The organism is Sinanaerobacter chloroacetimidivorans (assembly GCF_018128545.1).
GTDB classification, from domain to species: domain Bacteria; phylum Bacillota; class Clostridia; order Peptostreptococcales; family Anaerovoracaceae; genus Sinanaerobacter; species Sinanaerobacter chloroacetimidivorans.
Genome location: NZ_JAGSND010000021.1, coordinates 26,079 through 41,393 on the forward strand (window position 1 = coordinate 26,079; position 15,315 = coordinate 41,393).

Here is a 15,315-nt window from a genome sequence, read left to right on the forward strand (position 1 = left end):
CTTTGTTCTGTCACATATATCGGTTCACCTGTCAATTCACCCAATTTATACGGCAAATTGATGATGAACTTATGCGAAGAAGTCACAAATCTTATTTGTGTTGATTCCTACTGTTTACTACATCAATATGGAAAGGACATTAATTTTCTATGGATAACAGACCGATCGGTTTTTTCGATTCGGGATTAGGCGGACTTACCTGCATACCTCATCTGATGAAGGCTCTGCCAAAGGAACGAATCATATATTTTGGAGATACGGCCCGTACGCCCTACGGCTCCAAAGCTCCCTCCACCATACGGCTTTTCTCTATGCAAATCGCTGATTTTTTGGTAAAAGAAAATGTAAAGATGATTGTGATAGCATGTAATACTGTAAGTTCAACCTGCCTGGAGGATTTGCAGCAGAAATATCCGCAGATTCCCATTGTAGGAATCATCAGTCCGGCTGCAAAAGTGATAGCCGGTACCTGCACAAAGGATAATAAAATAGGCATCATCGGTACAAAGGTTACAATCAAAAGCCAGGCATATGAGTCTCTGATTCACAATTTAAATCCTGATCTCGACTTATATTCCACCCCATGCCCCACTTTCGTACCTCTTATCGAAGAAGGCATCATTCAAAACGAAATCATGGATTTATCTATTCAGTACTATCTGGATCATTTCATATCCTATAATAAGATCGACACTCTGGTTCTAGGCTGTACCCACTATCCTCTTATTCGTAAAAATATTGAAAAATTATATCCTGATTTACGAATTATTAATCCATCTGAGGAAATACTACAAAGCATTACTGCCCGTCTTTCTGAAAATGATTTATTTGCAGATCAGGCAGTATTTGAAAACACTTTTTATGCCAGCGACTTATCTGAGAATTTTATCAACATGATCAATCGAATTTTCGAGAACTCTGAATTTAAGGTTGCATTTAAAAGTTTTGAATTGGATACTTACAAATGAGGTGGATGGAATTATGAGATTTAACGAACTTTTGGAATTACTGGAAATTGAAAATCTGGATGAATTCGGCTACTTTGAGCACTTTGCTGCATTGGTTGAATGCGATGAAGAAATTTCTTATGAAATGTTTTATAAAGTGCTTTCCGATGTAGACACCGAAACCCTTTTGGATCTGACTGACAACTATTTTGAAGATATCCTCCAGGGTATGCCGGATGACGGTGTGGAAATCTACACCCTTTTCAGCACCATCAAGCAGGCCTTGATGGGACATTTAAAAGCTTCTTCCTCCCGGGAGGACAGGGTTCTTTATGTGGATGAATTGTTTAAATTCAGAACCTGGTACATCTTTGACAGTGTCGTCACCTGTAAGAGATTAAAGGATGATGTTAAAAAAGAGGTTACACTCAGCGAAGCGCTATCCTTATATCGATCGGAAAAATTAAACGAAGATCAGTACAGTTATGATTTTTCCGAGTGCCTGGACTATGATCTCGATGAATATACCATTCCTATCGATGCCGCAATTGACGAGGAATATGATGATATCCTGGAAGAAGACGAAGACCTGTACGAAGACGGCCTTATTGACAGAGATTTTCCGGTAATAGACGGAGAAGACTATGAAGAGGAAGAGGACGACTACGAGGATTATTGATAGAAGTTCTTTTGGATGAAAAGCTGTTAAAACACTTACAAAAAAACACACTCAACCCGAGTGTGTTTTTGATTTTTATACATTAATTAATTTTTAAATATTTTTTGACGTATTCAACATCCGAAGGCGTATCAATATACAACGTGCCTCTCTTTTGCCTCGTCTCTCTTCCCTTTCCGGTAATCAGAACCACTGTATTGTCGTCGGCATTGGTAATGGCTTCCCGTATTGCCTCTTCCCTGTCCGGAATTATGGCATATTTTTTGGTGTGTTTTTCAACATGCTGAGCGATTTCCTCGCAGATATTAATAACCGGTTCTTCCCCTGCATCCTCTTCTGTTATATAGATTTGATCCGAATATTTTCCCGCAATTTCTCCAAGTTCTCTTCGTCTGGAGAAAGCCTTCTTTCCCGGGCATCCAAATACGATGGTGATTTTTCTGTTTGGATACTCTTTCTTTGTAGATTGGAACAAGGTTTCAAAGCTCATTTTATTATGGGCATAATCTACAATCACATAGACTTTGCTTCCTTTTCCTGTGTAGACTTCCATTCTTCCGCTGACCCTTGCCTTTTTCAGACCTGCATAAATATATTGCACGGGTATGGACAGGCTGGTGGAAATGGCGATGGCCGCCAGCGCATTCTGTACGTTAAACAGTCCTGCCATCGTTAATTTAAATTCCTTCACAAAGCTGTCCGTCCTGACGGTAAAACTGATGGTTTTCCCTGATTTTACGATATCATAACCATAGACGTCGGCTTTTTCATTTAAACCGAAGGTGATGATTTGGGGAGCTGCTTTTGCCGCTTCCAATACACGGTCTGCATGGTCCGTATCGATATTGACGCAGGCTACTTTGCACTGACTGAAGAGACGAAGCTTCGACTGGAAATAATCCTCAAAGCTGTTGTGCTCAATATCGCTGATATGATCTTCCCCTACGTTCAGAAAACAGCCTACATCAAATGTGACCCCTAAGGTTCTGTCATATTTCAAGGCCTGGCTGGAGACTTCCATACTCAGGTACTCAATATCGCTTTTTACAGCATTATGAAAATGCATATGGAGTTCAATGGCCTCCGGAGTAGTCAGATGAGATTCTTCATTGATGACACCGTCATAATTGTCAATTCCGGAGACGATGGCACTTTTCGGTTTTTTTTGATCCTTCAAATACTCGTCCAAAATAAACTTCATAAAATAGGCTGTAGTGGATTTTCCTTTTGTACCTGTGATCCCTATGAGCTTCAAAGACTTCCATGCTTCGTTATAGTAATAGTTCGCTAATTTCGCCATTGCTCTTCGAATATCATTTACGATAATATAAGAGAGCCCACTGCCATCCGGAAGGAATTCATCCAGTTCATATTTTTCCTGACTGATATAACATATTGCACCCTTCTTTACCGCATCTTTCAGGTATTCTGGTGAAAAATGATTTCCTTTGCAGACAAAAAGAGTTTCCTTCCTTACCTCTTTTGAGTTGAAAGTCAGGAAAGTTACGTTTCTGTCCTTATTTTCTAAGGGAATCTGAGCCTCTGCTACAAGTCCGTCCTGTTCCAGCAAACTGTAATACTCTTCTAATGAATGAAGTCTGTTTTCCATATCTATACTCCTGTTTTCTTCAGTTTTCTGCCGCAGGATAAAATGGACTTCTCAGCCAGTAATCCCATGGCATCTATGTAATAAGAAGGAAGTTTATAGACATCTTTAAAGCAGGATAACTCTGTGCATGCCAAAATTGCTCCCTGACAATTCTGGGATACAATTTCCTCCTGTATTTTTAAGAAATCCGTAAAATCTATTTCTCCTCCATTTTTAACGCCGTCATATATAATTTTCATGACCAGTTTCTGCATTTCTTCGGAAGGAATGACCGGAGTGATTCCGGCCTTTTCAAGTTCTTTTTGGTAAAGTTCCATCTGTATGGTGCCATCTGTGGCAAGGATACCGATTTTTAGTTCTTTTCCATCGAATTTTTTAGAAATATAGCCGGCTGTCTCCCTTACCATATGAATCAAAGGAACTTTCAAATTTTCCTGCAGCCTGTCCGCCAGCACATGGGAAGTATTACAGGGAATGGCAATACTGGTAGCTCCCTCCTGCTCTAAAAGTTTTGCGTCCTTCAACAGGAGCTGGAACAGTTCTTCAACACGGTTTTCTTTAATGGCTTTTGTTCTGTCCGGCATGGTGGCATGGTTTAAAATTATCATATCCACATGTTCTTGATCACATTTTGCATCTGTTTTATCAATTATCATTTTATAGAATAATTGTGTGGCTAACGGGCCCATACCTCCCATCACCCCTAAAACCTTTGCATGATCTTTTCCCATCTTTGTGTACTTCCTTCCCATTATCGTTTTTTACCCAGGTATTTTTTATATTTTACATAATGGCCAAATTGTGATTTTAATAAACGCAGCCTCCTGATAATGCCCTTATCCTTTTGATAAAAAAGCGGGTTCACATAATTGCCGGACTGAAAGAGCGCTCTCATTTCCTTTCGGTATTCCTCCGGCTTGATATATTGAAAAGCAACTCCCTTTGGGACTACAAGCCAAAGGGATTTATTTGTTATGGTCTTAAATTCCAGGGGTTTTTGTTCTATATAATCTTCAACGACATATTTGGCAATATTTTCGCCGGCTCCGGTAACATAGAAATTACTTCTTCCCTGCCTGGTGTTAATTTCAAATGCCTTAAATTTACCATCCCTCTGGTCATATTTGATATCAAAATTTGAAAAACCGATATAATTCATATCTTCGAGGAGTTTTTTGAATTTCTCTTCCAATTCCTGATTATGCTCCATCATGATAACAGCATGATTGCCAATCCCATGAGGGGTATGCTCCTCAAGGAGCACATGACCCAGCGCCATTAATTTGACTTTTCCGTATTGGTCCGAATAATTGGTCAGTACTCTCATATAGGTATCATCTCCAGGGATAAAATTCTGGATGATAATACTGTCATGATAGCCCGATTGATAAATATCATCGAGAATGGTTTCAAGCTCCGATCGGGTGTCGGCTTTATATACCTTTTTCTGGGATGTAAAGGGATGTCTCCAATACTCGATCCCATTGGATGGTTTGATAATATATGGGGATGCAAAGGGCAGCTCAAAATCATGTCCTATTTCCCTGCGATGAACAAAGGTATCCGGGTAGTCTACGCCGTTTTTTTCACACATGGCATAGAACTTTTCCTTATGAATTAAATCATTCATCATGTCAATATGGATATAGGGCGCAATAATATTTTCAGGGAGCTTGTCTTTATTTTGGCTGATAAGCTGCACATAGCTGTCGCCACAGCCTAACAGGATAATTTTTTTATCTTTGTTTTTTTCTGAGAATTGAACTACGATATCCAGGAATGTATCTTGTTGATCTGCTTTCGGATTGGCTGTATAATTCATAATTCTGCTGTCCTGACAAGGACCTGTGTTATATTTCCCAAAAACCTCTGCTTTTATGTTGTATTGCTCATGAAAAGCTCTGGCTACGCTGTAAACATTAATATCACCCGCAAATAGCAACGGTATAAAATTCTGGCTCATTCTGTTTCTCCTTAGATTGTTTCTTGTTCATTATTATAATACCATTTTGGTTTATTATCAATGAATAATTAGGGGTTGCAGGACAACCTGCGTCCTTAAAAAAATCCGTTCAGTATCGTTGAACCGGCTGCTGAAAAAAGGGACAGCAAAACCATATCTCGTTATCACGAGCGAGCTTTTTTCAGCATATCATAAATGAGAATAGTCTGGAAAGGATGATGTGTATGGCAGGAACCGAACGTCATATGTATCCGGGTAATAATACACCTGAGGGATTCTTCTCTTATTATCAGTATATATTAAGTCAAAAAGAAGCAGATAAAATTATTTGTATCAAAGGTGGCCCCGGAGTTGGAAAATCAACATTTATGAGAAAAATAGGCGAAACATTACTAAAGGAAGGACACGACGTGGACTTTATGCATTGTTCCTCTGATAATGGATCTCTGGACGGCATTGTACTGAGAGATAAAAAGATAGCCATGATAGACGGAACGGCACCCCATGCTGTCGTGCCCTTATTCATCATCAGTATTTCCAATTGATTCGAATCTTTTGAGTAAGATTATCTCTGTCCTTTTCTCCTATTTCTATACTGTCTATAAACTCATTTACGTAACGGGCGGTCAGGCCCTTCATTTCCTTATATTGATGGATGAATTTCTTTGTAAAATCCGTATCATTCAAAGAATCGGGTTCATTTACAGCCGACTTCATCAGATTCTCTTTTTTGTTTCGCAGTCTTTCATTATTTTTCAGCAAGGGGCTCACAAGTTCGTCAAATTGGGCCGGCGAAAAAGCTCCTGACGTATTATCCCGATACAAGGCTTCTATCATCCTGTTATTTTCCTTTATCTTCCGATCAAGGACTTTCACTTCCCTGGATTGATTTGTACTTATTTTATCCAATTTATATTTTTTAAGTTCATCCTCGATTATTTTTTCATTTACTGTCTGTAAATAAAGTTTCATTTTATTTTGCACAAGGGATTCCAACAAATCCAACCGGATGGTAGGGCCATTGCAGAGGCCCGTTTTTTTATTTGCCCGGCTGCATCTGAGATAGTGATATCGGATATTTCCATTCCGGTTCTGCAGCGTCACTCTGTACATGGTGCTCCCACAAACCATGCACTTAACTTTTCCTGATAAAACGTGGCAATTCCCATGGCCATCACTTCTCTTTTTTTCTTTCAGCAGCCGTTGCACTTGACTGAAGGTCTCTTCCTCAATAATCGGTTCATGGGTGTTATTCACAATGATCCACTGATTTTTGGGTACACTCACGACTTCTTTCGACTTATAGCTAGGCTTTTTCCGGATTCCCTGAACCATATTTCCCAGATACATTTCGTTTTTTAGAATCCTTTTTACCGTAGTTCGGTTCCAAAGCCCTTCACAGTCTTCAATTTCATTATTCCTGGGTTTGCCGCCGTTATGTAATTCTTTATACCTTGAGGGATTTGGGATTTCTTTATCATTGAGATATCTGGTAATCTTACCGCTTCCCATGCCATCCAGAAACAGGTCGAAAATCAATCTTACCACCCTTGCAGCTTCTTCGTCGATCATTAATTTACCTTTATTCCTCGGGTCTTTTTGATAGCCATAGGAGGCATGACTTCCGATAAAAACACCGTCTTTTCTTTTTTTATCAAAAACCAATTTGATATTTTCAGATAGATCTTCACAGTACCATTCATTTACAAGCCCGTTGATCTGCCTTTGTTTTTTATTACCGAGATTATCGGTGTCAGCAGCATCGGCAAGGCCTACAAATCGAATATTCCATAGAGGAAATAACTTGTGAAGGTACTTTTCCACGGTTTCCATTTCCCGGGTAAACCTTGCCTGACTTTTGCATAAGACAATGTCAAATTTTCTTCCTTTCGCATCATTGATTAATTCCTTCCACGCCGGGCGGTCCTGATCAAGCCCGGACCAGTCATCATCTGCGTAAACTTTAAAGATCTCCCAGCCTTTTTCCAGAGCATAGCCGGTCAGGATTTTCTTTTGATTTTGAATGCTTTCCGAATCCTCTTTTTCGCTTTTTCCCTTATCTTCTTCGGAAAGCCGGCAATAGATCGCCACTTGTTTCATCTCTGCCATCCTCCCTCTATTACCCAATCGGATGATTCCAACTATAAAGTATGAGGTCTTGCAAGAAAGACCTCATACATTTCTTTTTCCTTCATCGCTTCTTATAATGTCAGCAAGTTTCTTGGAAATATTTATAATTCGCTCCCCTTCATTTGGAATTCGATAGGTCTCTTCAACCATAAACTTTGTATTCATAACGGAACCTCCTCTGATAAATGTTTACGATAAGAAGGTTCTCTTTATACCTGTATTTCAGCGAATTTCTTTCCATAAAATCCTGATACTTTCTTCGTCGATAACATCCATTTCCTTTATGGATCTCAGGATTGATTTGACTGCCATATCGGAAAATCCGTTGGCATAATATATTTTTGATAGATACAGCAGCACACGGCGATCATTCACTTTATTGAAAATCGGCAGCAAGGACTGGAATACCTCATACTCACCTGTTTTCAGCAGTATGTTGAGCAAAACGATGGCACCTGCGATCATTTCGCCATTGCAAGGTTTGCTGATGGAATCTACATGCTGTGCATGGATCTCATAGAGAAGCTTGCAGGTGTAATACCACCCTTCACCGTTTAATTCTTCCATACGCTTGAATACCGCCGGCATTTGATCGGTCTTATTTATCAGATTGATCAGAAATAGATATTTTATGCTGTCTTCAGGAATTCTTGGGATGATGGTTTCTCTTTCGTCTTCCATTGAAAGCCTCAGAAACAATGTTCTCGCCTGAGAGTACTTCTTCGTATAGAAATACGCCTTGCCTTTCAGAAATTCAAGCTCCAGTCGGTATTTCCCATTTTGCATGGAACTTCGGTCTTCGGCTTCCAGCTTGGCAAGTGCCAAATCATATAATTTTTCGTTCAATAAAATATCCCAGGTCAAGATCAAATTCGGCTCATAATCAGGATCAGCAAAATACTCCATTAATTTCTCCAAGACTGTATTCTTATCCTGATAAATTTTATTCAATACTGCACCGATACGATATAAAAGAACATATTCTCCAGAACGATAAAAAAGCGCCTTGTGATAATACTCCAGTGCTTTATCATAGTCGGATAGATCTTCATAAAGTTCACCGAGAGCGGCAGCAGGCCGATAGGTGCCGCAGTCATTGACAAATCGCGTAGTTAAAGGTGCTTCCCCCATTTCCATGCATTTTTTGAGTGATTCGATAGCCAAACTGTATCGTTTCAGTCTTTTCAAAACACAGCCTTTTACATATTCGAAGTCTGTGCATTTCGGATAATATTCCAGCCCCTCGTTTAGGTAAGATAATGCTTTTTCGTATTCTTTCAGATGATCATGACAGTTTGCCATACGAAAAAAAAGGTGCGGAGCATAAGCTTCTTGCACATGTATTTTCGAATACGCCTTGTCATAATATTCCAATGCTTTTTTAAAATCTTCCATAGCAAGATACTCATTCCCCATGTTAAACAGGGTAAAAGAATTCTCCGGATCTTTCTCCAGCAGACTTTCCAATATTGGAATATTCCTGCATCTTTTTTGTTTTGCATTTACTTCGTCATCCATATAACCGTAGTGATGAAGTTTCATATCTAATATCGTAAATTTATTGATGCAGGTTTCACCGGTTATACAGGAAATCTGTTCATGAATTTCTCCTGTGAAATGATACTTGCCATTGTTTCTGATCAGGCGCAAACCAATATGAATGTTAATATTATCCGATAAATTTGTTCCCATATAATTGTGGATCGTAAAATGTGCTCCGTCAAAATCCTGATTGGACAGAAATGGGATCAGGATGTTTCCGGCCTCCTGCCCCAGTTCTTCATCCGCGTCCAAAAGGAGTACCCAATCTGCGGTACACTGCCGGATTGAGAAATTTCTTGCTGCGCTAAAATCGTTGTTCCACTGATAGGAATAAACTGCTGCACCAAATTCCTCGGCTATTTCTACCGTTTGGTCTTCTGAGCCTGTGTCGACGATTATGATCTCGTCTACTATGTGCGCAACACTTGAGAGGCAGCGCCTCAAATTTTTTTCCTCATTTTTTACAATCATGCATAAACCAAGTGTTTGTTTTTTTTCCATATTGAAATCTCCATTGTATCCCAAAAGATCAGGGGCTCCAGCATCATGCTGCGGCCCCCTTTTATTAAGTCTGTAACCAAAAATGATTACGACTGTGCATTGTAATAGACGGAAAAGGTTGCTGCGGCCCCTGCATCATAGCTCAGCCTTGCATAATTGGCAAATTTACCGATAACGATGATTTTATTTTCACCGTTTGATATAGCAACATCTGTATAGGAAGGATCATCGATATAAAAGGCGGTTGCGGTGGTAGGGCTGATTTGCAGTGATACGGTCAGGGTAGAAGTACCAGAATTGTAGACAAAGAAGGTACCGGTTTTGATCTGTGAAATGTCCGTATTGTCAAAGGCCACACCGGTTCCCGTTTCACCTGGTAAATCAACTGTATCTGTAACAAAGCTATATCCTGCGACAACAGTTGTTAAGGTATCGTTGGCTATGGTTACCGGTGCTGTGATCTCCGACACGGTTACCGTACCTGCTACCGTCACCGAACCTGCTACGGTTAAGCTGTCGTTGGCTATGGTCACCGGCGCCGTGATCTCCGACACGGTTACCGTACCTGCTACCGTCACCGAACCTGCTACGGTTAAGCTGTCGTTGGCTATGGTTACCGGTGCCGTGATCTCCGATACGGTCACTGTACCTGCCACCGTCACCGAACCCGCTACGGTTAAGCTGTCATTGGCTATGGTTACCGGTGCTGTGATCTCCGATACGGTCACTGTACCTGCCACCGTCACCGAACCTGCTACGGTTAAGCTGTCATTGGCTATGGTTACCGGTGCCGTGATCTCCGATACGGTCACTGTACCTGCCATTATTAAGCTATCGTCTCCGTTCAGCTGCAGAGCTTTAAAACTGCTATCTGGGGCCTGCGCATATAAACTGGTTTTCAGTTCTTCTGCAACAGTATTAAACATCAAATTATTCATACTTTTTCATCCTTTTGGCCCACAATAGTATATCATCTGAAATCTATCTTACCGTGGGCGAATAAGCAGATTTTTCAGATGTAGAATTACATAATATTTTGTATTTGAAACCAGATTTTCACTTTTGTGGAAGGCTTTGTGCATTTCATTGCAATACGCATATATTTGGAATAAAGGTAGGGAACCAGGGTTCCCATCTCATCATCTTCTAGCTTTAAATTCTGAATATCGTTTATAAAATTAATACCGTCGGGGCTGTTTTGTATGCTTGCTTCTAAACTGCCTTCACCATAGATTTTGAGAAAAACGGTTACCATAGTTGCTGAGGCTGTACAAATTGTGTGGGAATAACTAACATTATCATCAATGATATATTTAAAAATATATTCTTTAAAAGGATTTCTCATCAAAGTATCTGGAAGGCATTGGTGGCTGCATGGATACCGGCTTGTTGCGTTCATTGTTTACACCTCAGCTCAATAAGCCTTACAAAAGGCCGGAAATGATATTCCAATAGAATATCCTATTTTAATATATTCTAACTTTTACAATATGTGAAAAGCCTCTGACAATTGATGAACAATTGGAACGACGAAAGTCAAAAAACATATATTGATGAAGTTTGCCAGGAAAAGGGTTTCCGCATTGCTAACCGCTAATGTATAAGGAATAACGGCGGTTCTTCCATCACGGTGGCAGTACAGGTTGCACCATTGGATTCAACTGATTACTATATAGACCATACGACACCTCAAAGTGTATCCCCTTCTGGGAATTATATCGGAGCCGTTACCGTTTCCATAAAATATGCCAGACTTCGAGTTCAGGCTCCTGGTAATGTCAGTGTTGTGGCCTATTATAACGGCAGGGCATAAGGGCGGAGAAATAATATCGATAAAATTGACCCGGAGCAACCTGTCCAACTTTCCGTTAAATAAATTTTATACGTTAAGGCACCGCATCACATGTTGTTGACCCTATAAATCCTGGGGCTGTGGATTCCATTATTCATTTGGGAGATTACTGGGATGAAGAAGGAATCAGAAGAAACAGAGATGCATTAATCCGAAACAACGAACGAATAAAAAGCATTTTCAGCAGGGCTTATAACTATTTGGCAGCAGCCGGAAAAATGTATGACAATCTCAGCAGCATATACGATTCGGCAATTAAGAACGAAGAAATTTACAAGGTCTCAGCCAGAATTATCGGGACGGAACTTGCACATAAAGAAATCAGTCCTCAGCAAGGCGATATCAAGAAATACTTTGCCAGTGCCATAACGCCGAAGGGCTTTGAAAATTACTTAGACACCTTAATTGATGGGTATAAAAGAGTTTACTTAATAAAAGCACCGGTCGGTGTAAGCAGTGAAAAAATACTGAATCTATTTATGGAAAGCGCCTTATACAGAGGCTTTTCCGTTGAAGCTTATTACTGCCCCATGAAACCGGCAGTCAAAGTAGAACATCTGCTGATCCCTGAACTGGATGTCGCTTTTGTGACTTCAAATCAATATCATACGTTACACGAACCCATCCACCATACCGATACCATCACCATCAATCTTCAGGACGCTATCCGGTATGAAGATATCAAGTTCCAGGAAGAAATTCTAACCGATAGTCAAAATAAAATGGAGGAATTGCTTGCAAAAGCAATCAGCTGCCTGAGCCAGGCAAAAAAAGAGCATGATTCTCTGGAAAGTTATTATATTCCGAATATGGACTTTATTAAAATTGAAGCCCTCCGTCAGGACCTTACTGAAAAAATCAGCAAACGCTAACATACTCCTCCTGTAAATCAATCAAAAATGCACCTGAGCGCATGTTCCTGCCGTCATTTCTAATGACGTGCGGGAACATGTCGTCCAGATGCACCAATCAACCCTAATTTCAAGATCTATTTTATTTGTCGAAACTCATGATTATCTTCCTTAAGATTCATTATTGTCTTCCTTAAATTCGTTGTCATCTTTTTTAAATTCGTTGTTATCTTCCTTATTTTCTCCCTCTGCTTCCTCTTTATAGACAGTGATGGGATCTTCCGTCGGTTGGATCTCCGGAGCTTTATAGAATCCGTCATCAATTCTGCGGGCTCTCAGACTTCCTCTTGCAATGTCGTAAAATGCAACGACTGAAACCTGCATGTATGGACTCAGCCATAAGGTTCCGATCCCTAGTGTGAAAATACATAAAATGCCCCATCCAATAAAGGAAAGCATCAAGCAGAACATTTTCCATTTGTTGCCGCGCATCATCCTTTTGCTTTCTCTGATTGCATCCATAATTCCAATATTGGGGTTATCGGCAAGAATAAAGAAACAAAGGCTGTAGCGATAAGCAGCAATGATTCCAGGTATAATCAATAGCAGTGTCCACAAGAAAATAAATATCGACATCACGATATAAAGGCCCAGGGCTTTCCCAAACTTTTCAAATCCGTAAAATACCTCTGCCACTGAAGTTTCTCTCTTTCTGAAAAGAGAAATGCCAAACATGGCGTAGCCCAGGCTCATAGGCCCGGTTACCAATAAACTGTATATAGCTGAAATTCCGGATCCCGATCCGTCTTCAGGTCCGAAGAGCAGATCCAAAACCAAAACAGGTACTAAAATTAAAATCATATATAATAGCGTACCTAATGCGGCAAACCCCCATCTATTCTGCAGAGATTCTCTTCCTAATGCTCTCAATGTTTTACAGCTTTCGTTTACAATAATATTATTGTCCATCTAAAACTCCTTCTTTCCTATTATTATATACACATTACTATTATATGGTAAAAAGAAGATCCATGCAAGATATTGTTGAAATTTACGAAGTCTTTGATTGTTCTTCTTTTTTAGTGTATACTATTTATTACTATTATTATTATCATTTATTTATACATATCATTACCATATTTTTCTTTCCAGGAGGTTTTAGTTATGAAATACAATCTGACAATAAATATGAAAACCGGAAAATATCCCGTCCTTATTGAAAGCGGACTATTCAGTTCCATCGGAAATTTACTGGGCCAGCATTTCCCGGGAAAAAAGCTTGCCGTTATTACCGATGAACATATTTGGAAGACATACGGGGATTTTTTGGGGAAACAATTAAATGCATCACATTGTCAGTGGGATGTTCTAATACTGCCACCTGGAGAGTCCAGTAAATCTTTTGATGCATTGGCGCAAATATATAAAAAGCTGTTGTCTTTTCAGATCACAAGAGATGATGTGATTATTTCCCTGGGCGGAGGCATTATTGGTGATGTTTCCGGCTTTGCAGCAGCCACCTTCCTTCGAGGTGTCTATTTTGTTCAGATTCCAACCACATTAATCGGCCAGGTGGACAGCAGTATCGGCGGCAAAAATGCAATCAACCTTCCTGAAGGCAAGAATATGGTGGGCACCTTCTATCAGCCTGATTATGTTTTCATCGATCCTGATTTTGTGAAAACGCTGTCTGATTTCCATATGGCAGACGGTATGGCTGAAATTATTAAGTACGCATGCGTGGCTGATGCCGAGCTCTTTTCCGATCTCTTCCGAATGAGCAGCTATCGCGATACCGATCTTATCGAATCCATCATTTACAGATGCTGCCTGATCAAAAAGCAAATCATCGAACAGGATGAGAAAGATAATGGCATTCGAATGCTTTCCAATTTCGGGCATACCTTTGGCCATGCCATTGAGTATCTGTATCCGGACGGAACCTATGGGCACGGGCAGGCCGTAGCCATGGGAATGCAGATTATTACTGAGAAAAGTGAAGCCATGGGACTTACGGCCATCAATACTTCTGCCATGCTCAAGGAAATTTTATCGGAATACAATCTTCCTTCTGCGCTACCCGAAGGAATTGATAAGGAACTCTTGATTCAAAGCGCATTACGGGATAAAAAAAGAAGAGGAAACAAAATAAACCTCGTTCTGCTTGAGAAGATTGGGATAGGATATATTCATCCAATTGAAAAAACGGAAATCAAAAATTTTATTTAAGCAGCAGTGGATATCTGCGGGGTTATCACACGCTAAAAGTGGAGGATAAAAATGTTAAAGTTTGGTCTGATAGGAGAAAAACTATCTCATAGCCTTTCTCCGAAGTTACATAATGAAATTATGAAGGAAAACGGTGTGGAAGGCAGCTATGAGATTCTGGAGTTTTCAAAGGATTCCTTTACCGAGAAATTCATCGCCTTGAAGCAAAGTGATTATAGAGGCGTCAATATAACAATTCCCTACAAAGAAACAGTACTTCCCCTGTTGGACGAAATCTCACCTCAAGCGAAGTATATAGGGGCCGTCAATACGGTACTTTTTCAAGATGGAAAGGCAAAAGGCTTTAATACGGATTATGAAGGATTTATGGCAATGCTGAAACACTATCAGGTAGAGACCAAGGGAAAAGAAGCTGTAATCCTGGGCTCAGGCGGAGCTTCAAAAGCCGTTGTCAAAGCCCTTTTAGACAGCGGAATCTATGATATCACCATAGTAAGCAGAAGTAAGCAGAATTTCCATGGAAATTATACGGTATCCTATGAATTTTTTAAAGAGGATAGTCATCAAATCGATATACTGGTTAACTGTACCCCGGTAGGCATGTATCCGAATGTTGATCAAACACCCATTCCTAAAGAATACATTCGTGCTGAGACAGTGATTGATCTCATCTACAACCCTGAAAAAACATTATTATTAAAGTATGCCGAAGAAATGGGCTGTAAGACAATCAACGGCAGTATTATGTTGAAGGAACAGGCCGTAAAAGCCCAGCAGATATGGAATCAGCAGCCCGTTTCCCTTTCGTCATAACCGAAAAAACGATCAATGAATCAGAGAATGAATGAAAACTGCCGGCTTTGAGCCGGCAGTTTTTTGGCTTTTTAATATTAATGACTTTTGTTTGGAAACATACAATTGACCATTGTTTGGAAACTGCAATTGACCAATTGGTTTCTTTATCCAACAAACCTTTCATCTCAGGATTCTAAACGAACCGAACAAGGTTGAA

At 40.0% G+C, this 15,315-nt stretch carries 16 protein-coding genes; 7 read left to right on the forward strand and 9 right to left on the reverse strand.

Annotation, left to right across the window (positions count from 1 at the left end):
- The first annotated feature begins 149 nt into the window (after positions 1–149).
- Together murI and KCX82_RS20005 are read left to right on the forward strand one after the other, a co-directional pair.
- The gene (gene murI, locus KCX82_RS20000) at positions 150–968 is read left to right on the forward strand and encodes a glutamate racemase (protein ID WP_227020246.1); all 819 of its coding nucleotides are present in this window, start codon (positions 150–152) and stop codon (positions 966–968) included.
- Positions 969–981: 13 nt separating this feature from the next.
- Complete coding sequence (locus KCX82_RS20005) at positions 982–1,626, forward strand: hypothetical protein (protein WP_227020247.1); 645 nt, start codon at positions 982–984, stop codon at positions 1,624–1,626.
- An 82-nt stretch (positions 1,627–1,708) separates the two neighbouring features.
- Here KCX82_RS20005 and KCX82_RS20010 read toward each other — a convergent pair whose 3' ends face one another.
- From KCX82_RS20010 to KCX82_RS20020, 3 genes are read right to left on the reverse strand one after another with little or no spacing between them, the layout of a single operon-like run.
- Positions 1,709–3,235, reverse strand: coding sequence for a Mur ligase family protein (locus tag KCX82_RS20010; RefSeq protein WP_227020248.1), 1,527 nt, complete (start codon positions 3,233–3,235; stop codon positions 1,709–1,711).
- 2 nt (positions 3,236–3,237) lie between these two features.
- Positions 3,238–3,966 (reverse strand): cysteate racemase, encoded by a 729-nt coding sequence (cuyB, locus tag KCX82_RS20015; RefSeq protein WP_227020249.1) that lies wholly within the window; start codon positions 3,964–3,966, stop codon positions 3,238–3,240.
- 20 nt (positions 3,967–3,986) lie between these two features.
- Positions 3,987–5,198 (reverse strand): carboxylate--amine ligase, encoded by a 1,212-nt coding sequence (locus KCX82_RS20020; RefSeq protein ID WP_227020250.1) that lies wholly within the window; start codon positions 5,196–5,198, stop codon positions 3,987–3,989.
- Between the two features lie 224 nt (positions 5,199–5,422).
- Between KCX82_RS20020 and KCX82_RS20025 the strand changes: the two genes are divergently transcribed.
- Positions 5,423–5,743, forward strand: coding sequence for a P-loop domain-containing protein (locus tag KCX82_RS20025; RefSeq protein ID WP_227020251.1), 321 nt, complete (start codon positions 5,423–5,425; stop codon positions 5,741–5,743).
- Here KCX82_RS20025 and KCX82_RS20030 read toward each other — a convergent pair.
- The 5 genes from KCX82_RS20030 to KCX82_RS20045 all read right to left on the reverse strand — a co-directional run bounded on the left by KCX82_RS20030 (position 5,727) and on the right by KCX82_RS20045 (position 10,716).
- Positions 5,727–7,298 (reverse strand): recombinase family protein, encoded by a 1,572-nt coding sequence (locus KCX82_RS20030; protein ID WP_227020252.1) that lies wholly within the window; start codon positions 7,296–7,298, stop codon positions 5,727–5,729. The two genes, KCX82_RS20025 and KCX82_RS20030, sit on opposite strands and share 17 nt — an antisense overlap.
- A 72-nt stretch (positions 7,299–7,370) precedes the next feature.
- Positions 7,371–7,493, reverse strand: coding sequence for a hypothetical protein (locus KCX82_RS23055; protein WP_264373341.1), 123 nt, complete (start codon positions 7,491–7,493; stop codon positions 7,371–7,373).
- 57 nt (positions 7,494–7,550) lie between these two features.
- On the reverse strand, positions 7,551–9,371 hold the full coding sequence (locus KCX82_RS20035) for a glycosyltransferase (RefSeq protein ID WP_227020253.1): 1,821 nt from the start codon (positions 9,369–9,371) through the stop codon (positions 7,551–7,553).
- Between the two features lie 86 nt (positions 9,372–9,457).
- Positions 9,458–10,309 carry a DUF6385 domain-containing protein gene (locus KCX82_RS20040; protein ID WP_227020254.1) on the reverse strand — a complete coding sequence of 284 codons (852 nt, stop codon included), beginning with the start codon at positions 10,307–10,309 and terminating at the stop codon, positions 9,458–9,460.
- 86 nt (positions 10,310–10,395) lie between these two features.
- Positions 10,396–10,716, reverse strand: a complete 321-nt coding sequence (locus KCX82_RS20045; RefSeq protein WP_227020255.1) for a DUF6385 domain-containing protein — start codon at positions 10,714–10,716, stop codon at positions 10,396–10,398.
- Between the two features lie 285 nt (positions 10,717–11,001).
- Between KCX82_RS20045 and KCX82_RS20050 the strand changes: the two genes are divergently transcribed.
- Both KCX82_RS20050 and KCX82_RS20055 read left to right on the forward strand, forming a co-directional pair.
- The gene (locus KCX82_RS20050) at positions 11,002–11,184 is read left to right on the forward strand and encodes a hypothetical protein (RefSeq protein ID WP_227020256.1); all 183 of its coding nucleotides are present in this window, start codon (positions 11,002–11,004) and stop codon (positions 11,182–11,184) included.
- Between the two features lie 119 nt (positions 11,185–11,303).
- Positions 11,304–12,095: a hypothetical protein gene (locus KCX82_RS20055; RefSeq protein ID WP_227020257.1), complete on the forward strand. Its 792-nt coding sequence runs from the start codon at positions 11,304–11,306 to the stop codon at positions 12,093–12,095.
- A 150-nt stretch (positions 12,096–12,245) separates the two neighbouring features.
- Here the strand turns inward: KCX82_RS20055 and KCX82_RS20060 are convergent, their stop codons facing one another.
- Positions 12,246–13,043, reverse strand: a complete 798-nt coding sequence (locus tag KCX82_RS20060) for a DUF975 family protein (protein ID WP_227020258.1) — start codon at positions 13,041–13,043, stop codon at positions 12,246–12,248.
- Between the two features lie 195 nt (positions 13,044–13,238).
- Here KCX82_RS20060 and aroB point away from each other — a divergent pair, with 195 nt between their 5' ends.
- Both aroB and aroE read left to right on the forward strand, forming a co-directional pair.
- The gene (gene aroB / locus KCX82_RS20065) at positions 13,239–14,303 is read left to right on the forward strand and encodes a 3-dehydroquinate synthase (RefSeq protein WP_227020259.1); all 1,065 of its coding nucleotides are present in this window, start codon (positions 13,239–13,241) and stop codon (positions 14,301–14,303) included.
- A gap of 51 nt (positions 14,304–14,354) precedes the next feature.
- On the forward strand, positions 14,355–15,116 hold the full coding sequence (gene aroE / locus KCX82_RS20070) for a shikimate dehydrogenase (RefSeq protein ID WP_227020260.1): 762 nt from the start codon (positions 14,355–14,357) through the stop codon (positions 15,114–15,116).
- Positions 15,117–15,315: the final 199 nt, after the last annotated feature.